Here is a 19,484-nt window from a genome sequence, read left to right as displayed (position 1 = left end):
TCGCGAAGAGGCCCTGTCAGGCAGCCCGCGGCTTCCTGACCAACCGCAGCCCTGCAATCACCACCGCAAACACCGCAAACGTGGTGTTGTACAACGCCAGCGCCGGCAAGCCGAACACCATCCCCAACACGGCCAGGCCCCATCCGGCACGCCCCGGCACAAAAAATCCCAGCACCGATGTAACCAACGCCGCCCAGCCCAAGACCTTGAAGTGAATCATCAACCCCAGGTTCGAACGCAACTGGCATTCCCAACGGCTGGCCTCATCGGCGCAGATGCCGACCCACTGGCCATCCTCCATAAAACCGTAACGTGCGCCATAACTGGCGGCCAGCCATAAAGGCAAGGCAATAAGCAGCAGGATCAGCGGCAAACGACGGGACATGGGGCACTCCGATAGACAAAAACGGCGCTCAGCTTAATCCCACGGCGGCCGTTAGCAAGCGGTGTGCACAGATAAGTATTCATCCATGCCTCGCAAAGTGTATCTTCTGGCTACTATTACCCCGATTCCGTGGCTTTTTTCCGACTTTTAGTGCCGAGAGCTGGCACTTCGGTGGCAACGCGGTGGTCATAGCCTGCGAACTTCATTCAGCACGTTTCCTCTTAGGGATTAAGTCATGCTCCGTTCCTTGCGCTGTGCTGCCTTGCTGGGCAGCCTATTTTTGAGTGCGTCAGCACTGGCCGTCGACATCGACCAAGCCAGCTATGGCTACCCTTTGACCAACCCGTTCGAAGCGACCATTGCGACCACCCCGCCTGACCTTCGGCCTAAATTGCCGACCGACGACGAGATCAACCAGTCCGACTACACGCTGAACATGCGCCCCGAGCGCGAGTTCAGCCTGCCGGACAACTTCTGGGCGGTGAAGAAACTTACCTATCGCATCGCCAAACAAGACCACGCCGCGCCGCTGATCTTCCTGATCGCGGGCACCGGCGCGCGATTTGACAGCAGCATCAACGAATACCTGAAAAAACTCTATTACCAGGCCGGCTACCACGTGGTGCAGCTGTCGTCGCCAACCAGCTTCGATTTCATCAGCGCCGCCTCGCGCTTCGCGACCCCGGGGATCACCCAGGAAGACGCCGAGGACATGTACCGCGTGATGCAAGCCGTGCGCGCGCAGAACGCCTCGCTGCCGGTGACCGACTTCTACCTCACCGGCTACAGCCTCGGCGCCCTGGATGCGGCGTTTGTCAGCAAGCTCGACGAGACCCGTCGCAGCTTCAACTTCAAAAAGGTGCTGCTGCTCAACCCGCCGGTCAACCTCTACACCTCGATCACCAACCTCGACAAGCTGGTACAGACCGAGGTCAAAGGCATCAACAACACCACCACCTTCTATGAGCTGGTGCTGAGCAAGCTGACCCGCTACTTCCAGCAAAAGGGCTACATCGACCTCAATGACGCCCTGCTCTACGACTTCCAGAACTCCAAGCAGCACCTGACCAACGAACAAATGGCGATGCTGATCGGCACCTCGTTCCGCTTCTCGGCGGCCGACATTGCCTTTACCTCGGACCTGATCAACCGCCGCGGTCTGATCATTCCGCCTAAGTACCCGATCACCGAAGGCACCAGCCTCACGCCGTTCCTCAAGCGTGCGCTGCAATGCGACTTCGACTGCTACCTCACCGAACAAGTGATCCCCATGTGGCGCGCGCGTTCCGACGGCGGCAGCCTGCTGCAACTGGTTGACCAGGTGAGCCTGTACGCGCTCAAGGACTACCTGCACAGCAGCCCGAAAATCGCGGTGATGCACAACGCCGACGACGTGATCCTCGGCCCTGGCGACCTCGGTTTCCTGCGTAAAACCTTCGGCGATCGCTTGACCGTCTACCCGCTGGGCGGCCACTGCGGCAACCTTAATTACCGCGTCAACGCCGACGCCATGCTGGAGTTCTTCCGTGGCTAAATATCTTCTGCTGCTCGCCGCCCTGATGTGCGCGGGCGTCGCCAATGCCGACAACAGCAAGGCGCATGAACCGGTCAAGGTCGACGCCGACGGCTTCAAGGAGCCGCTGACCAAGCTCAAGTTCAACCCGGGCCTGGACCAGCGCGAGTTCGAGCGTTCATCGCTGACCGCGCTCAACGTGTATGACCCGCTGGAGTCGTGGAACCGCCGCGTGTACCACTTCAACTATCGCTTCGACCAGTGGGTGTTCCTGCCCGTGGTTGACGGCTACCGCTATGTCACCCCGAGCTTCCTGCGCACCGGCGTGAGCAACTTCTTCAACAACCTGGGCGATGTGCCCAACCTGTTGAACAGCCTGCTGCAGCTCAAGGGCCATCGCTCCCTGGAAACCACCGGGCGCCTGCTGCTCAACACCACCATTGGCGTCGCCGGCCTGTGGGACCCAGCCACCGCCATGGGCCTGCCGCGTCAGAGCGAAGACTTCGGTCAAACCTTGGGCTTCTACGGCGTGCCTGGCGGCGCCTACCTGGTGCTGCCGATCTTCGGCCCGTCGAACCTGCGCGATACCACCGGCCTGATCGTCGACTATGGCGCGGAAACCGAGATCAACTTCCTCAACGTGTCCAAGGTCAGCGAAAACCACCCGGAAATCTGGGCCCTGCGCGCTGTCGACAAGCGCTACCAGACCAGCTTCCGCTACGGTCAGATGAACTCGCCGTTCGAGTATGAAAAGGTGCGCTACATCTACACCGAATCGCGCAAGTTGCAGATTGCCGAGTAAACGCCCTGCAGATACAAAAAAGCCACTCACCTAAATGAGTGGCTTTTTTGTTTGTGCTCCAACATCACTCAGCAGTACGTGACGTATCCACAGAGCGACTGGCAGATTGTTCTTTAGCGCCCGGCCATAACCCAAAACCAACCCAGAAGAGCGACCCGACAAAAGGCAACAACGTCCAGAACGAGTTGACCTGGCTGATGCCGTTATCGGTGAGCCTTCGGCATAACAGAGTGACCCTGGCAGGCAGCGTCAGCAGCAAATAACCCAAGCCAATACCCAAGGTAGTTTTTATCCATTCTTCAAAAAACCACCAGCAAATAGCTATGTATGCCCCTTCAATTACCTTATCAACCAACTGAAAATACCAGAAAGCTCTCCTGCTCGACCGCCCCTCGAATACAAATGATTTCTTCAGTGCGTCCAGATACCAATTCATTTAAAACTCCCTGATTAACAGACTCTGTAAAACGCCTGGATAGGCCAAACAGAGCCGCAGATCTTAGGAAGGATTGAATTGGTCCTCTGTAGGGAAAAGCCTAAAGCGCTGCGACTAGACTGACTCACACGCCCTGGCAAACACCTGTCAATGTCTTACTGCGTGCCAAATTTTCTCGAAGATTTGAACCACCACCAACGCTACCGCCCCCGCAATAATCCCGGCCACCGCATTGAGCAGCGTCGGCATCAGCCACGCCATGGCGCCGACGCTCTGGCTCACCGTCTCAATCCAGTGATGCACTACCGGCACGCCGTGGGTGAGAATCCCGCCACCGACCATGAACATCGCCGCCGTGCCGATCACCGACAGGCTTTTCATCATGTAAGGCGCGGCGCGCAGAATCGCCCCGCCGATGCTGCGCGCGGCCTGGCCGGGCTTTTGGGTCAGCCACAGGCCGAGGTCATCGAGCTTGACGATACCGGCGACCAGGCCGTAAACGCCGATGGTCATCACAATGGCGATGCCCGACAGCACGATTACCTGCTGCATCAACGGTGCATCGGCGACCGTGCCGAGGGTGATGGCGATGATTTCCGCCGACAGAATGAAGTCGGTACGGATCGCGCCCTTGATCTTGTCCTTCTCAAACGCAACCAAGTCAGTCGCCGGGTCCGCCACCGCTTCGACCAAGTGCGCCTGTTCCTCAGTGCGCTTGTGTATGAAGCTATGCGCGAGCTTCTCAAAGCCCTCGAAACACAGATAAGCCCCGCCCAGCATCAACAACGGCGTGACCGCCCACGGCGCAAACGCGCTGATCAACAGCGCCGCAGGCACCAGAATCAACTTGTTGAGAAACGAGCCCTTGGCCACCGCCCACACCACCGGGATCTCCCGCTCGGCCCGTACCCCGGAGACCTGCTGGGCATTCAACGCCAAGTCATCGCCGAGCACCCCGGCAGTCTTCTTGGCGGCCACTTTGGTCATCAACGCCACATCGTCGAGGACGGCGGCGATGTCGTCGATCAGTACCAGTAAGCTGCTTCCTGCCATGACGCGGTCATCCTGTAAGTAAAGTGCCGCGAATATAACGCGGCGACCATGAGGGAATATAGGTTTCCGCTGCGTGAAGGATTGCTGTTGATCTGGCTTTTGCTCTGCTTTTGCTTTTGCTCTGCTTTTGCTTTTGATCTGAGTCGCCCCGTCAACCACGCTGGCCGAACGCAGGCTTGAATCCGTGGGCAACCCGGCAGGACGCCGGGTTAGCCGCGCTGGGCCATGGATGGCCCATCGCGGCGGCCCACGGATTCAAGCCTTCGTTCGGGCACACCGAAGCGTGAGCGAGGTGCCGAGTGGTGGGGCGAGGACTTTTTGCTTACTTTTTGGTCCTTCAAAAAGTGAGCCGCTGTAAGAGCGGAACCCTAAGTGGCCGTTACCGAAGGAATGGATATGTACTCCGACTAGACATCCCTGCCAACCGGCAGACCGCCTTCGCGAGCAAGCCCGCTCCCACAATTGGAATGTGCCAGGTCAGCAAGATACTGGGCAGCTCGGAGGTCGCTGTCGCAGGCAAGCCAGCTCCCACAGTTTGATTGCGGTGAATCAACTCATCAGGGCGCCTGCCAACCACCGCCCAGGCTCTGGATCAGCGCCACACTGCCCTGGCTCAACTGCCCCTGCGTATCACGCAAATTCTGCTCCGCCTGCAGCAACACCAATTGCTGAGTCAACACCGTCTCCCGACTGACAGTGCCCGCACGCAACTGCGCTTGCTGACTGCCGAACAACTGCTGATTGCGCTGGTACACCTGCTGGAAGGCATCTGCCTGAGTTTGCAGATGATTGATCGCCGACAAATTGTCCTCGACATTCTGCAAGGCACTCAACACCGTGCCCCGGTAGCTGGCGGCGATCTGGTCATAACTGGCCTCAGCCTGCTTGACCGCCGCCTCGCGCGCGCCGCCATCAAAAATCGTCTCCGCCAACGCCGGGCCCAACGTCCAGATGCGGTTGGGCAACGAAAACAACCCACCCAGCGCACTGCCGCGATAACCCAGTTGAGCCGTGAGGTCGAGAGTGGGGAAAAACGCCGCCTGCGCCACGCCGATCTTGGCATTCGCCGCCGCCGCCGAGCGCTCGGCCGCAACCACATCAGGCCGGCGTTGCAACAAAGTCGAGGCCAAGGTCAACGGTGGCCGTGGCACCACGAATGCAAAATCAGTCCGTGGCGCAAGGCTGAACTCACTCGGCGCCACGCCCACCAGCACCGCCAAGGCATGCTCGTACTGCTCGCGATCACGCAGCGAGGTCTGCAAGCCGGCTATCGAGGTGGTCAATTGATCCTGAGCCACCAGCAACTGGTCATTGGTCGCCACGCCCTGGGTGAACTGCGCCTGGATCATGTCGAGCAATTGCTGATTGATGGTCTGCTGCTGTTGCAACAGGCGCACATCGATATCCATCTGCCGCAACGCCAGGTAATTACTCGCCACGCTGGAACTGATCGACAACCGCACACCGGCCAGCAACGCATCCGATTGCTGGGCTGTGGCCTGGCTCGATTCGATGCCCCGGCGCACTTCACCCCACAAATCCGGCTCCCAGCTTGCGGTCAAGGTGGCGCTGACACTGTTCTTCACCCCGGTCGATGCGGTGGTGGTGCTGGACGTGCTGCCGTCGCCGCCCTCGCCACGCGAACCGGACAAGCCCACGCCCACCGTCGGCCACAACCCGGCGCGGCTCGATGCCACCTGCGCCTGGGCCAACCGATACGCCGCCTCAGCCGCAATGATCGACTGGTTGGCCTTGGCCGAACGCGCCACCAAGTCATTGAGCACCGGGTCCTGATAGGCCAGCCACCACTGGCTGTCCAACGCCCCTTGGGGGTTGGAGACCGCGCGCTGCCACTGCGCGCCCTCCTTGAACGACTGTGGCAGTTCCATCGCCGGTTTCTGATAATCCGGCCCCACCATGCAGCCCCCCAGCACCAGGCTGGCCAACAGCACGCTATATCTGAGTTTCATGACCTTGCTTCCTTGTGCCGCCCCAGGCGCTGAGACGCCCGGTCGAGCCAGAGGTAAATCACCGGAGTGGTGTAGAGCGTCAGCACCTGGCTGAACAACAGCCCACCAATAATCGAAATCCCCAACGGCCGGCGCAGTTCCGAGCCATAACCTGAGCCGAGCACCAGCGGCAGCGCGCCGAGAATCGCCGCCAGCGTTGTCATCATGATCGGCCGGAAGCGGATCAGGCAGGCGCGCCGGATCGCTTCCTTGGCCGTGAGGCCGAACTCCCGCCGTTCGGTGATCGCGAAGTCGATCATCATGATTGCGTTCTTCTTCACGATGCCGATCAACAGGATCACGCCCACCAGCGCGATGATCGACAGTTCGGTGCCGGTCAGCAGCAAGGCGATCAACGCGCCGACGCCCGCCGAGGGCAAGGTGGAAAGGATAGTCAGCGGGTGCATCAGGTTTTCATACAGAATGCCCAACACGATGTACACCGAGAGCAATGCGGCGACGATCAGCAGCGGCTCGCTGGCCACCGACGACTGGAACACCTGGGCCGTGCCGGCAAACTGGCCGGTGACGCTGGCCGGCATGCGCAGCTGTTTCACCGCGTCCTCCACCAGCGCGGTGGCCTGGCCGATCGAGGTGCCGGGGGCGAGGTTGAACGAGACGGTCACGGCCGGAAAAGTGCCTTGGTGGCTGATCGAAATCGCCGTGCGCGAGATGCTGTTATCGGCCAGCGCAGACAGCGGCACCAACGTCGTGGGTGCGGTCAGGTTCGGCGCGGCGGTGGTGCCTTTGGCCGCCACTGCGGTGTTGCCGGCCGGCACATAAATCCCCTTGAGCGCTTGAGGGTCGGTCCAGTACTGCGGGGCGATTTCCATCACCACGTGGTACTGGTTGGCGGCGCGGTAAAGGGTCGAGACCTGACGCTGGCCGAACGCGTCGTACAGCGTCTGATCCACCGCCGACATGCCCACGCCGAGCCGCGCGGCGGTGTCGCGGTTGATGCTCACATTGGCCAATAGACTGTTGTCTTGCTGGTCGGTGTTCAAGTCGGTGAGTTGCGGCAACTTATGCAGCACCTCCACCACCTTGGGCACCCATTCATCCAGGGATTGCTGGTCGTCGGCAGTCAGCGTGTATTGGTACTGCGCGCCGCTTTGTCGGCCGCCCACGGTGATGTCCTGGGCGGCCTGCAAAAACAGCTTGGTGCCAGGCAGATCGCCGAGGCTGCGGCGGATCTGGCCGATCACATCGACAGCACTGTCCTTGCGCTGATCAATCGGCTTGAGCAGCACAAACAGCTGCGCACTGTTGACCGCCCCGCCGCCACCGCCACCGCCGCCGACAAACCCGGCAGCAGTTTCCACATTGGGGTTTTGCATGACCTTGTGGTTGATCTGGGTGAAGTCCTTTTGCATCGCCCCGTAGGAAATACTCTGCGCCGCGATGATGCTGCCCTGCAGGCGGCCGGTGTCTTCCTGGGGAAAGAAGCCCTTGGGCACCAGCACGTACAGCACGCCCGCGAGCACGATCACCAGCACCGTCACCACGCCCATCAGGATCGAGTGCTCGATCACCCAGCCCAGCGTGCGGTCGTAGAAGCGGTGAAAGCGTGAGTCCGGGTGCTCATTGCCTTCGCGGATTTCCTTGGGCGCGCGCAGCAGCACGCTGGCGAGCATCGGCGTCACCGTCAGCGAAATCACCATCGAGATGACGATGGCCACCGACAGCGACACCGAGAACTCGCGAAACAGCCGCCCGACAATCCCGCCCATCAGCAGCAACGGAATAAACACCGCCACCAGCGACACGCTGATGGTCAGCACCGTAAAACCGACTTCCTGCGCCCCGGCCAGCGCGGCTTCCACCCGCGTCTTGCCGCGCTCCAGGTGACGCATGATGTTTTCCACCACCACGATCGCATCGTCGACCACAAAGCCGGTGGAAATGGTCAGCGCCATCAACGACAGGTTATTCAGGCTGTAGCCGAGGAAGTACATCGCGCCAAAGGTGCCAAGCAACGACAACGGCACCACCACAGCCGGCACCAGAGTGCTGCGCCAGTCGCGGAAGAAGCCGAAGGTCACCAGCGTCACCAGCAGGATCGAGGCCAGCAAGGTCACTTCCACGTCATGCAACGACGCACGAATGGTGGTGGTGCGATCCATCAACAGGTTGAGCTTGATCGACGCCGGGATCGAGCTTTGCAAAAACGGCAGCGACGCTTTCACCGCGTCCACCGTGTCGATCACGTTGGCGCCCGGCTGCTTGAACACCACCAGCAGCACCGCCGGCTTGCCGTTGGACAGGCCGAAGTTGCGCAGGTCCTGCACGTCTTCGCGCACGTAACCGAGGTCGGCAATGTGGATCAGGTCGCCGTTACTGGCCTTGACCACCAGCGGCCCGTAATCGTTGCTGTCGAGCAACTGGTCATTCGCGCCAATGCCATACGAGCGATCGCCCACCGCCACATTGCCCTTGGGCAGGTTGGCGTTGGAGGCGCCGATGACCTGGCGCACCTGCTCCAGGCTCACGCCGTACTGGTTCAGCCGGTCCGGGTTCAGCTCAATGCGCACCGCCGGCAATGCGCCGCCGCCCACCGTGACGTCGCCGACGCCAGTGGTCTGCAACAGGCGTTGTTCGAGTACCGTCGAGGCGGCGTCATACATCTGCCCCGGCGTGGCGCTGTCGGAGGTCAGGCTGATGATCAGGATCGGCGAATCGGCCGGGTTGACCTTGCGGTAGGTCGGGTTGCCGGACAAGTCGCTGGGCAAGTTACTGCGCGCGGCGTTGATCGCCGCCTGCACGTCCCGCGCGGCGCCGTCGATGTCGCGGCTCAGATCAAACTGCATAGTGATGCGCGTCGAGCCGAGGCTGCTGGCGGAGGTCATTTGCGTGACCCCGGCGATCTGCCCGAACTGGCGCTCCAGCGGCGTGGCCACGGAGCTGGCGACGGTGGTCGGGTCGGCGCCAGGTAATGAGGCGCTGACGCTGATGGTGGGGAAATCCACTTCCGGCAACGGCGCCACCGGCAACAGGTTGAAGGCCAGCACACCAAACAACGCCAGCCCGGCCGCCAGCAGCGTGGTGGCAATCGGGCGATGGATAAACGGCGCGCTGAGGTTCATCGCATCATTCCAGCGCCACCGGGCGACGGCTGAAACGCTGCCCCAGGCCGTGCATGGCGAGGAAGATCACCGGCGTGGAAAACAGCGTGAGCAACTGACTGAGCAACAGCCCGCCGATAATCGCGATGCCCAGCGGGTGGCGCAGCTCCGAGCCGATGCCGGTGCCCAGCGCCAACGGCACCGCGCCGAACAGCGAGGCCATGCTGGTCATCAGGATCGGCCGAAAGCGCAGCTCCGCCGCCTGGCGAATCGCTTCCACCGGGCTCAAGCTGCCCTCGCGTAGAAGCTCCAGCGCGAAGTCGACCATCATGATGCCGTTTTTCATGACGATGCCGATCAGCAACACAATGCCGATCAGGCCGATGATGTCGAACTGCGTGCCCGTCACCAGCAACGCCAGCAACGCGCCGAGGGCCGCCGACAACAGGGTCGACAGGATGGTCACCGGGTGCACGAAGCTCTCGTACAGAATGCCCAGCATCAGGTACACCACCACAATCGCCGCCAACACCAGAAACACCTGGTTGGACAGCGATGCCTGGAACGTCGCCGCCGCACCTTCAAGATTGGCTTGCACCGACAACGGCAGGCCGACTTTGGCTTCAATGTCCTGCAGCCGCGTCACCGCTGCGCCCAGCGTCTGGCCGGGCGCGAGGTTGAACGACACGTCCGCATAGGGAAACTGCCCCAGGCGGTTGATGGTGACCGGCGAACGCACCACCTCCAGGGTCGCCATGCTCGACAGCGGCGCCACGCCACCGCCGGGAATGTCCACGTACAAACCGGTGAGCAAGTCCGGCAAATTGCGCGGCGGGTGGTCGGTGGCGATCACCACGTGGTACTGGTTGAGCTGGGTGTAAATGGTCGAGACCTGGCGCTGGCCAAACGCGTCGTAGAGCACATCGTCGATGGCCTGCGGGGTAATCCCCAGGCGCGAGGCGGTGGCGCGGTCGAAGGTCAGCTTGATCTGGTTGCCAAACTGCATGGCCTGGCTTTGCACGTCGGTGAACATCGGGTCTTGCTTGATCGCGGCGAGCAACTTGGTGGTCCACTGCTCCAGCTCATCCGGGTCGGTGGCTTGCAGGCCCAGGCGGTAACTGGTGGTGGACACCGTGGCGTCCAGGGTCAGGTCCTGCACCGAGTGCAGGTACAGGCGGATGCCGGCGTCGTCGGCATTCGCATCGGCCAGACGGCGGATCACTTCGGTGGCGCTGTCTCGCTCGCCACGGGCCTTAAGGTTGATCAGCAAGTTGCCCTGGTTGATGGTCGGGTTGGTCTGGTCGATACCGACGAACGACGACAGGCTTTGCACCGCCGGGTCCTTGAGGATACGTGCGGCCAGGCGTTGCTGTTCAACCTGCATCTGCTGGAACGAGATAGTCGGCGAGGCCTGGGAAATGCCCTGGATCAGGCCGGTGTCCTGATCGGGAAAAAAGCCCTTGGGCATGATCACCAAGGTGAACAAGGTCAGCGCGGCGGTGAGCACCACCGAGATCAGCGTCAAGGTGCGGTGCGCCAACACCCAATCCAGGCCGCGCACATAGTGGTTGTTGATGCGGTCGAAGAAGTCCGGGCGGCGCTCTTCATGCTTGGACTTGAGCATGCGCGCGCACATCATTGGCGTCAGCGTCAGTGAAATCACCGCCGAAATCACGATGGTCACCGCCACGGTCATGGCGAATTCGCGGAACAACCGCCCGACCACATCGCCCATGAACAGCAGCGGGATCATCACCGCAATCAGCGCGATGGACAGCGAGATAATGGTGAAGCCAATCTGCTCCGCGCCCTTGAGCGCCGCTTGCAACGGCGTGTCGCCGGCCTCCAGGTAGCGCGTGATGTTTTCGATCATGACGATGGCGTCATCGACCACAAAACCGATGGCGATGGTCAATGCCATCAACGTCAGGTTGTTCAGGGAAAAGCCCAGCGCGTAGGCCACCGCCAGGGTGCCGATCAGCGTCAGCGGGATGGTCACGGCCGGAATGATCGTGGCCGGGATATTGCGCAGGAAGATGAAGATCACGATCACCACCAGCAAAATCGCCAGCCCCAGCTCGTACTGCACATCGGTGACCGAGGCGCGGATGGTCTGGGTGCGGTCGGTGAGCACCGCGACCTTCAAGGTGCCCGGCAGGCTGGCGCGTAATTTGGGCAGCAGCTGCTGCACACGGTCGACCACTTCGATCACGTTGGCGCCGGGCTGGCGCTGGATATTCAGCACGATGGATGGCGCGTCATTGGTCCACGCAGCCTGGCGGGGGTTTTCCGCGCCCTGGGTGGAACTGGCGATCTGCGACAGGCGAATCGGCGCGCCATTTTTGTAGGCAATCACCAGGTCGCGGTATTCCTCGGCCGACTGCAGTTGGTCGTTGGCGCCAATGGAATAGGCCTGGAACTTGCCATCGATATTGCCCTTGGCCTGGTTGACGTTGGCCGTACCGAGCGAGGTGCGCAGGTCATCCAGTGACAGGCCGAGGCTATTCAGCGCCGAGGTGTTGGCCTCGACCCGCACCGCCGGGCGCTGGCCGCCACTGATGGTGACCAGGCCGACGCCGGTGATCTGCGAGATTTTCTGTGCCAGGCGCGTGTCGGCCAGGTCTTCGACCTTGGTCAGCGGCAACACGTCGGAGGTCAACGACAGGGTCAGCACCGGCGCATCCGCCGGGTTGACCTTGCTGTACACCGGCGGGTACGGCAGGTTGGCCGGCAGGAAGGTGCCCGCCGCGTTGATCGCCGCCTGCACTTCCTGTTCGGCCACGTCCAGCGACAGCGACAAATCGAATTGCAGGGTCACCACCGAAGCGCCGTCCGAGCTGGTCGAGTTCATCGACTTGAGCCCCGGCATTTCGCCGAGCTGGCGCTCCAGCGGCGCGGTAATCGACGAGCTGACCACGTCCGGGCTGGCACCGGGGTATTGGGTGAACACCTGGATGGTCGGGTAATCCACCTCCGGCAGCGCCGACACCGACAGCAAGTGGTAACCCAACAGGCCGAGCAGCAACACCGCGACCATCATCAGCGTGGTGGCCACCGGGCGTTCGATAAAGGGCCGCGAAATATTCATGCTCGGCGGCTCCTCACTGGGCGACGACCTTCACCGCCGAGCCGTCGTCGAGCTTGTCGGCGCCTTCGGTGATCACCTGCTCACCGGCCTTGACGCCATTGTCGAGCACCGCCGAGACATCGCCGGTGGACGGGCCGGTCTTGATCGTGCGCAGGCTGGCCTTGTTGCCGTTGACCACAAACACGAAGTCGCCCTTGCTGCCGTGCTGGATCGCACGGGTCGGGACCACGGCGATCTGGCTCAAGGTGTCGGCCTTGAGCCGGGCGTTGACGAACTGATTGGGAAACAGCGCATTGCCCGAATCATCGAACTGCGCCTTGACCTTGATCGTGCCGGTGCTGGTGTCCACCTGGTTATCCAGCGCCAGCAGGCTGCCGGTGGCGAGCAACGATTGTTTGTTGCGGTCGTAGGCCAGCACCGTGACGCTGCCGCGCGCCAGGGCCTGGTTGATCGCCCCCAGGTCATCTTCGGGCACGGCGAACACCACGGTGGCCGGGTTCATCTGGGTGATGACCACGATGCCGGTGGTGCTGGCGGTGGTCACGTAGTTGCCGGGATCGACCAGGCGCAGACCGACCACGCCATCCACCGGGGAGGTGATGGTGCAGTAGCTCAATTGCACGTCGAGGTTTTGTACGTTGCCTTGGTCGGCGGCCACAGTGCCTTGTTGTTGCTGCACCAGCGAGGCCTGGGTATCAAGGGTTTGCTGGCTGGTGGAGCCGGCTTTGACCAGGTCGCGGTAACGGGCCAGGTCGCGCTGGGCATTGCTCAACACCGCCTGGTCATGCGCCAGGGTGCCCTTGGCCACGGCCAGTTGCGCCTTGAGCGCGCGGTCGTCGATACGGGCGATGACCTGGCCTTTGCTGACGTGCTGGCCTTCCTTGAATTCCACGCTGCTGAGGATGCCATCGACCTGGGTCACCACCGTGACACTGCGGGTGGGTGTGACGGTGCCGAGGGCGTCGATGTACACCGGCACATCCTGCAAGGCTACCGGCACTGCTGCTACCGGTTCGCCGGGGGACACGGGCTTGCCTTTATGGGCGCCGCCAAACAAATGCATGCCCAGGCCAATCAACAGCGCCACCACCAATAACGCGCCAACCACCCAGGCGAACGTACGTCGTCTGCTTTTCTCCACGGTTTCTCACTCGAACGCCGACTACAGGACTGAACGCCGGCCCAGATGGCCGCGTCCTTGCTCTGAACTCTAGCAGCGCGGCCAGCCTGTGCCTGTACTACCGTGAATACGTTCAGCATCAAGACAGATAAAGTCAGCTGCAACGCCCGGCGTACAAGGGCTGCGCCGGCATTCTTGAGCGCTGCGTCAAGCCGGTGCTACCATGCTCGACCGCCTGTCCTGGCAAGGAAAATCCTGGTTTATGAGCACCATTCGCGAGCGCAATAAAGAAATGATCCTGCGGGCGGCCAGCGAGGAGTTTGCCGACAAGGGCTTCGCCGCGACCAAAACCAGCGACATCGCCGCCAAGGCCGGGCTGCCCAAGCCCAACGTCTATTACTACTTCAAGTCCAAGGACAACCTCTACCGCGAGGTGCTCGAAAGCATTATCGAGCCGATCCTGGCGGCGTCCACGCCGTTCAATCCAGACGGCGAGCCCGCGGTGGTACTGAGCAATTACATCCGCTCCAAGATCCGCATCTCCCGCGACCTGCCGTTCGCCTCCAAGGTATTCGCCAGCGAAATCATGCACGGCGCACCGCACCTGAGCAGCCAGCAGGTCGAGCAACTGAACGCCCAGGCCAAGCACAACATCGACTGCATCCAGAGCTGGGTGGATCGCGGCCTGATCGCCGCCATTGACCCCCATCACCTGATGTTCAGCATCTGGGCGGCGACGCAGACCTATGCCGACTTTGATTGGCAGATATCGGCCGTGACCGGCAAGGCCAAGCTGGATGAGGCCGATTATGAAGCGGCGGCGCAGACAATTATTCGGTTGGTGCTTAAGGGGTGTGAGCCGGACTGAGAGACCGCAGTATGGCCATCGCAGGCAAGCCAGCTCCCACCTTTGGAACTGTGCCAGACACACGCTGTATGAACACCGCAAAGCCAATGTGGGAGCGGGCTTGCCCGCGATAGCGCCCTCCCCTACACATCCTGCCAAAAGCCTGTCAATCAACCCCTGCTTTCCACACCTAGCCTCTCAGAACACCATCTGAAAAGAGGCCATGGAATGCCTGATCTCCCCGCATCAAAACGACTGCGCATCGGTCGTTACAGCGAATCCAACCGAATTTACCTACTCACCACCAACACCCTTGATCGCGCGCCCATTTTCAAGGACTTCAAACTTGGCCGACTGGTTGTCCAACAATTCAGAATCGCCCAGAACCAAGGCTTGGCAACGTCGTTGGCATGGGTAGTCATGCCTGACCATTTCCACTGGCTTATCTCACTAGAGAAAGGTTCCCTTTGCGACTTGATGCGCCAGGTGAAATCCAAAAGCACTCGAGTCGTAAATGCAGTTGCCGGGCGTCAGGGACGTCTTTGGCAACCTGGATTTCACGATCATGCCGTGCGGCGCGAAGAAAGCCTGGAAGGTATAGCCCGCTACATTGTGGCCAACCCCCTGCGAGCAGGCCTGGTGAAGAAGTTTGGCGATTATCCGCTTTGGGATGCGATTTGGATTTGACTGAAGACCGAGTCGCCGCCATCGCGGGCAAGCCCGCTCCCACATTTGGAATGCATACTCATGTGGGAGCGGGCTTGCCCGCGATGGCAATCTATCTGCCACCTCAAATCAAGCAGACACCCCCGCATCCGCCAACAACCCCACGCCCTCAATCGCCGTAATCGCGCACTGCTCATCAATATCCGACGTATCCCCACTGATCCCGATCGCCCCCAGCACCGCCCCTGCCTGATCCCGAATCAACACGCCGCCCGGCGCCGGCACCACGCTGCCCTGCCCGAGGCTGTTCAACGCCGCGATAAATGCCGGACGTTGTTGCGCATCCAACGCCAGCAAACGCGAGCCCTTGCCCAGTGCAATCGCGCCCCAGGCCTTGCCGATGGCGATTTGCGGGCGCAGCAGGCTGGCGCCGTCTTCGCGTTGCAGGGTGACCAGGTGGCCGCCGCTGTCGAGCACCGCAATGGTCAGCGGCGCGGCGCAAATGGTGCGGCCTGCGGTGAGGGCCTGGCTGGCCAGTTGGGTGGCGAGTTTCAAGGTTAAAGCGCTCATAGGTGCCGTCCTTCTTTTGTTATTGGGAAAGGGTTGAAATCTGTTCATGAGAAGCTCGATCAAACAAATAGAACACAATGAAATTATTTTTTGTATACAATATTTGCGCACAAAGGCTCCATACGTCGAAAAAAGCGATCCAGACCCGCGTAAAGGCCAGTTTATAAAATGCATTGACCTGCCCCGCTCGCCGTGAATACACTTCGATCAGAAACCACTTGTATACAATTACAAAACGCAAGAGGCACCAAAAACATGAGCAAAATGAGAGCAATCGAAGCCGCCGTCCTGGTGATGCGCCGTGAAGGCGTAGACACCGCCTTCGGCATTCCAGGCGCCGCCATCAACCCGCTGTATTCGGCCTTGCAGAAGGTCGGTGGCATCGATCACGTCCTTGCTCGCCACGTTGAAGGCGCCTCGCACATGGCCGAGGGCTACACCCGCACCAAGGCCGGCAATATCGGCGTGTGCATCGGTACCTCGGGCCCGGCGGGCACTGACATGGTCACCGGCCTGTACAGCGCCTCGGCCGACTCGATCCCGATTCTGTGCATCACCGGCCAAGCCCCGCGTGCACGCATGCACAAAGAGGACTTCCAGGCCGTCGACATCACCAGCATCGTCAAGCCGGTGACCAAGTGGGCGACCACCGTCCTGGAATCCGGCCAAGTGCCTTACGCGTTCCAGAAAGCCTTCTATGAAATGCGCTCCGGCCGCCCAGGCCCGGTGCTGATCGACCTGCCATTCGACGTGCAGATGGCCGAGATCGAATTCGACATCGACGCCTACCAGCCGCTGCCCCTGGCCAAACCATTGGCCACGCGCATCCAGGTCGAAAAAGCCTTGGCGCTGCTGGACCAGGCCGAGCGCCCCTTGCTGGTCAGCGGTGGCGGCGTGATCAACGCCGACGCCAGCGAATTGCTGGTGGAGTTCGCCGAATTGACCGGTATTCCGGTGATCCCAACCTTGATGGGCTGGGGCACGATCCCGGACGATCACCCACAGATGGTGGGCATGGTCGGCCTGCAAACCTCGCACCGTTATGGCAACGCGACAATGCTCAAATCGGACGTGGTGCTGGGCATCGGCAACCGCTGGGCCAACCGCCACACCGGTTCGGTGGAGGTGTACACCGAGGGGCGCAAATTCATCCACGTCGACATCGAGCCGACGCAGATTGGCCGCGTGTTCACCCCGGACCTGGGCATCGTTTCCGATGCCGGCTCCGCCCTGACGATGTTCATTGAAGTGGCCCGCGAGTGGAAAGCCGCCGGCAAACTCAAGGACCGCAGCGCCTGGCTGCACGACTGCCAGGAGCGCAAGGCCACCCTGCACCGCAAGACCCACTTCGACAACGTGCCGGTCAAGCCGCAACGCGTGTACGAAGAGATGAACCAGGTGTTCGGCAAAGACACCTGCTACGTCAGCACCATTGGCCTGTCGCAGATTGCCGGCGCGCAGTTCCTGCACGTCTACAAGCCTCGTCACTGGATCAACTGCGGCCAGGCCGGTCCCTTGGGCTGGACCATTCCGGCCGCGCTGGGTGTGGTCAAGGCTGACCCGAGCCGCAAAGTGGTAGCACTGTCGGGCGACTATGACTTCCAGTTCATGATCGAAGAACTGGCCGTGGGCGCGCAGTTCAAGCTGCCGTACATCCACGTGGTGGTGAACAACTCCTACCTCGGGTTGATTCGCCAGGCCCAGCGCGGGTTTGAAATGGACTACTGCGTGCAGCTGTCCTTCGACAACCTCAACGCCCCGGAACTCAATGGTTATGGCGTCGATCACGTGGCCGTCGCCGAAGGCCTGGGGTGCAAGGCGCTGCGTGTGTTCGAACCGGGCCAGATCGCCCCGGCGCTGCGCAAGGCCAAGGAAATGATCGAAGAATTCAAGGTTCCGGTGATTGTTGAGATTATTCTGGAGCGCGTGACCAATATTTCCATGGGCACCGAGATCAACGCCGTCAACGAATTCGAAGATCTGGCCCTGGTCGGCAACGATGCACCGACTGCCATTTCCCTGCTCGATTAAGGAGAACCCTATGCCGCGTTTTGCCGCCAACCTGTCCATGCTGTTTACCGAGCAGGACTTTCTCGCCCGTTTCAAAGCGGCTGCCGATGCCGGCTTCCAGGGGGTCGAGTACCTGTTCCCGTACGAGTTCAGCTCCGCCGAGATCAAGGCGCAACTGGACGCCAACGGCCTGACCCAAGTGCTGTTCAACTTGCCGGCCGGGGACTGGGCCAAGGGCGAGCGTGGCGTGGCGTGCCACCCGGACCGGGTCGAGGAATTCCGCGCCGGGGTCAAGCTGGCCATCGCCTACGCCCAGGTGCTGGGCAATACCCAGATCAACTGCCTGGCCGGCATCCGGCCGCAAGGCGTTGACGACCAAACCGTGGAAAAAACCTTTGTCGCCAACCTCAAGTACGCCGCCGACAAGCTGCAAGCCGCGGGCATCAAGCTGGTCATGGAGATGATCAACACCCGTGACATCCCGGGCTTCTACCTCAACAACACCGCGCAGGCCCTGTCGATTCGCGAGCAGGTGGGCAGCGCCAACCTGTTCCTGCAATACGACATCTATCACATGCAAATCATGGAAGGTGACCTGGCCCGGACCATGGCCGCGCACCTGGGTGAGATCAACCACATCCAGCTGGCGGACAACCCGGGGCGCAACGAGCCGGGAACCGGGGAGATCAACTATCGCTTCCTGTTCGAGCATCTGGATCGCATTGGTTATGCGGGTTGGGTTGGCTGTGAGTACAAGCCGTTGACCACCACTGAAGCAGGATTGGGTTGGCTCAAAACCCACAACGCCATCTAACAGACACACCACAGAACAAGGTGGGAGCTGGCTTGCCTGCGATGGCGGTGTATCAGCCAACTATTTATCAACTGACAGGCCGCTATCGCCGGCAAGCCAGCTCCCACAGTAGATCTTCGGTGTTTGGCAGGCCCGAGACAGGCCTGCCCATCTAATAAAAAGAGGATTTTGATCATGGCTAAAATCGGATTTATCGGCACCGGCATCATGGGCGAACCCATGGCTGCGAACCTGCAGAAAGCAGGTCACCAACTGTTCCTCTCCGAACACCACGGCAAGGCTCCGCAAGCCCTGATCGACGCCGGCGCCGTGGCCCTGGCCAACCCCCAGCAAGTGGCGCAGGAAGCCGAATTCATCATCGTCATGGTGCCCGACACCCCGCAGGTCGATGACGTGCTGTTCCGCAAGGATGGCGTCGCGACCGGCCTGTCGCCGAACAAGGTAGTGATCGACATGAGTTCGATCTCCCCCACCGCCACCAAGGCGTTCGCGGCGAAGATCAACGAAACCGGCGCGCAGTACCTCGACGCGCCGGTGTCCGGTGGCGAAGTCGGCGCCAAGGCCGGCACCTTGAGCATCATGGTCGGTGGCGAGCCGCAGACCTTCGAACGCGCTTTGCCACTGTTCCAGAGCATGGGCAAAAACATCACCCTGGTCGGCGGCAACGGCGATGGCCAGACCGCCAAGGTCGCCAACCAGATCATCGTCGCGCTGAATATTCAGGCGGTGGCCGAAGCGCTGCTGTTCGCCTCGAAAAACGGCGCCGACCCGGCCAAAGTGCGGGAAGCGCTGATGGGCGGCTTTGCTTCCTCGAAGATTCTCGAAGTGCATGGCGAGCGCATGATCAAGGGCACCTTCGATCCGGGTTTCCGCATCAACCTGCACCAGAAGGACTTGAACCTGGCACTGGCCGGTGCCAAGGAGCTGGGCATCAACCTGCCGAACACCGCCGGTACGCAGCAGGTGTTCAGTACGTGCACGGCGATTGGCGGCGGCAATTGGGACCACTCGGCGCTGATCAAGGGCCTGGAGCATATGGCGAATTTTTCGATTCGCGATAAGTAAGTCAATTTGAAATGCAGACCAGTGTGGGAGCTGGCTTGCCTGCG

The 19,484-nt window shown here is 61.2% G+C and carries 15 protein-coding genes; 7 read left to right on the top strand and 8 right to left on the bottom strand.

The annotated features are described in order from the left end of the window. Nucleotides 1-16 precede the first annotated feature (16 nt). Nucleotides 17-385 carry a hypothetical protein gene (locus ABWL43_RS08855; protein ID WP_106576748.1) on the bottom strand — a complete coding sequence of 123 codons (369 nt, stop codon included), beginning with the start codon at nucleotides 383-385 and terminating at the stop codon, nucleotides 17-19. 235 nt (nucleotides 386-620) lie between these two features. On the opposite strand from ABWL43_RS08855, the gene ABWL43_RS08850 reads away from it, so the two are divergent. Together ABWL43_RS08850 and ABWL43_RS08845 are read left to right on the top strand one after the other, a co-directional pair. After that, nucleotides 621-1,919: a serine/threonine protein kinase gene (locus ABWL43_RS08850; protein WP_106576749.1), complete on the top strand. Its 1,299-nt coding sequence runs from the start codon at nucleotides 621-623 to the stop codon at nucleotides 1,917-1,919. Continuing rightward, the gene (locus ABWL43_RS08845) at nucleotides 1,912-2,700 is read left to right on the top strand and encodes a VacJ family lipoprotein (RefSeq protein ID WP_145164999.1); all 789 of its coding nucleotides are present in this window, start codon (nucleotides 1,912-1,914) and stop codon (nucleotides 2,698-2,700) included. The genes ABWL43_RS08850 and ABWL43_RS08845 overlap by 8 nt, the downstream gene beginning before the upstream one ends. A 64-nt stretch (nucleotides 2,701-2,764) precedes the next feature. Here ABWL43_RS08845 and ABWL43_RS08840 read toward each other — a convergent pair whose 3' ends face one another. The 6 genes from ABWL43_RS08840 to ABWL43_RS08815 form a co-directional block, all read right to left on the bottom strand. Then, entirely contained in the window at nucleotides 2,765-3,136 is a 372-nt protein-coding gene (locus tag ABWL43_RS08840) for a DUF805 domain-containing protein (RefSeq protein ID WP_262210690.1), read from the bottom strand. A 147-nt stretch (nucleotides 3,137-3,283) separates the two neighbouring features. Beyond that, complete coding sequence (locus ABWL43_RS08835; protein WP_262210691.1) at nucleotides 3,284-4,189, bottom strand: DUF808 domain-containing protein; 906 nt, start codon at nucleotides 4,187-4,189, stop codon at nucleotides 3,284-3,286. 557 nt (nucleotides 4,190-4,746) lie between these two features. Beyond that, the gene (locus ABWL43_RS08830; RefSeq protein ID WP_262210692.1) at nucleotides 4,747-6,159 is read right to left on the bottom strand and encodes an efflux transporter outer membrane subunit; all 1,413 of its coding nucleotides are present in this window, start codon (nucleotides 6,157-6,159) and stop codon (nucleotides 4,747-4,749) included. Then, on the bottom strand, nucleotides 6,156-9,281 hold the full coding sequence (locus tag ABWL43_RS08825; protein WP_262210693.1) for an efflux RND transporter permease subunit: 3,126 nt from the start codon (nucleotides 9,279-9,281) through the stop codon (nucleotides 6,156-6,158). Before ABWL43_RS08825 ends, ABWL43_RS08830 begins: the two co-directional genes overlap by 4 nt. Before the next feature lie 4 nt (nucleotides 9,282-9,285). Then, nucleotides 9,286-12,348: an efflux RND transporter permease subunit gene (locus ABWL43_RS08820; RefSeq protein ID WP_404487442.1), complete on the bottom strand. Its 3,063-nt coding sequence runs from the start codon at nucleotides 12,346-12,348 to the stop codon at nucleotides 9,286-9,288. 13 nt (nucleotides 12,349-12,361) lie between these two features. Continuing rightward, a complete protein-coding gene (locus ABWL43_RS08815; protein ID WP_145165013.1) occupies nucleotides 12,362-13,489 on the bottom strand; it encodes an efflux RND transporter periplasmic adaptor subunit in 1,128 nt (375 codons plus the stop codon). Between the two features lie 241 nt (nucleotides 13,490-13,730). Between ABWL43_RS08815 and ABWL43_RS08810 the strand changes: the two genes are divergently transcribed. Next, complete coding sequence (locus ABWL43_RS08810; protein ID WP_145165015.1) at nucleotides 13,731-14,336, top strand: TetR/AcrR family transcriptional regulator; 606 nt, start codon at nucleotides 13,731-13,733, stop codon at nucleotides 14,334-14,336. A gap of 207 nt (nucleotides 14,337-14,543) precedes the next feature. Then, on the top strand, nucleotides 14,544-15,002 hold the full coding sequence (locus ABWL43_RS08805; RefSeq protein WP_145165017.1) for an REP-associated tyrosine transposase: 459 nt from the start codon (nucleotides 14,544-14,546) through the stop codon (nucleotides 15,000-15,002). Between the two features lie 108 nt (nucleotides 15,003-15,110). Here ABWL43_RS08805 and ABWL43_RS08800 read toward each other — a convergent pair whose 3' ends face one another. Beyond that, nucleotides 15,111-15,551, bottom strand: a complete 441-nt coding sequence (locus ABWL43_RS08800) for a heme-binding protein (protein ID WP_106576758.1) — start codon at nucleotides 15,549-15,551, stop codon at nucleotides 15,111-15,113. A 255-nt stretch (nucleotides 15,552-15,806) separates the two neighbouring features. Here ABWL43_RS08800 and gcl point away from each other — a divergent pair, with 255 nt between their 5' ends. The 3 genes from gcl to ABWL43_RS08785 all read left to right on the top strand — a co-directional run bounded on the left by gcl (nucleotide 15,807) and on the right by ABWL43_RS08785 (nucleotide 19,440). After that, on the top strand, nucleotides 15,807-17,582 hold the full coding sequence (gcl, locus tag ABWL43_RS08795) for a glyoxylate carboligase (protein WP_262206080.1): 1,776 nt from the start codon (nucleotides 15,807-15,809) through the stop codon (nucleotides 17,580-17,582). A 10-nt stretch (nucleotides 17,583-17,592) separates the two neighbouring features. Then, a complete protein-coding gene (gene hyi / locus ABWL43_RS08790) occupies nucleotides 17,593-18,375 on the top strand; it encodes a hydroxypyruvate isomerase (protein ID WP_242193717.1) in 783 nt (260 codons plus the stop codon). Between the two features lie 174 nt (nucleotides 18,376-18,549). Then, nucleotides 18,550-19,440 (top strand): 2-hydroxy-3-oxopropionate reductase, encoded by an 891-nt coding sequence (locus tag ABWL43_RS08785; RefSeq protein WP_404487441.1) that lies wholly within the window; start codon nucleotides 18,550-18,552, stop codon nucleotides 19,438-19,440. Nucleotides 19,441-19,484: the final 44 nt, after the last annotated feature.

It is taken from the genome of Pseudomonas sp. HT11 (assembly GCF_044875395.1).
Lineage (GTDB): Bacteria > Pseudomonadota > Gammaproteobacteria > Pseudomonadales > Pseudomonadaceae > Aquipseudomonas.
This window is presented reverse-complemented; position numbering and strand designations above follow the sequence as displayed.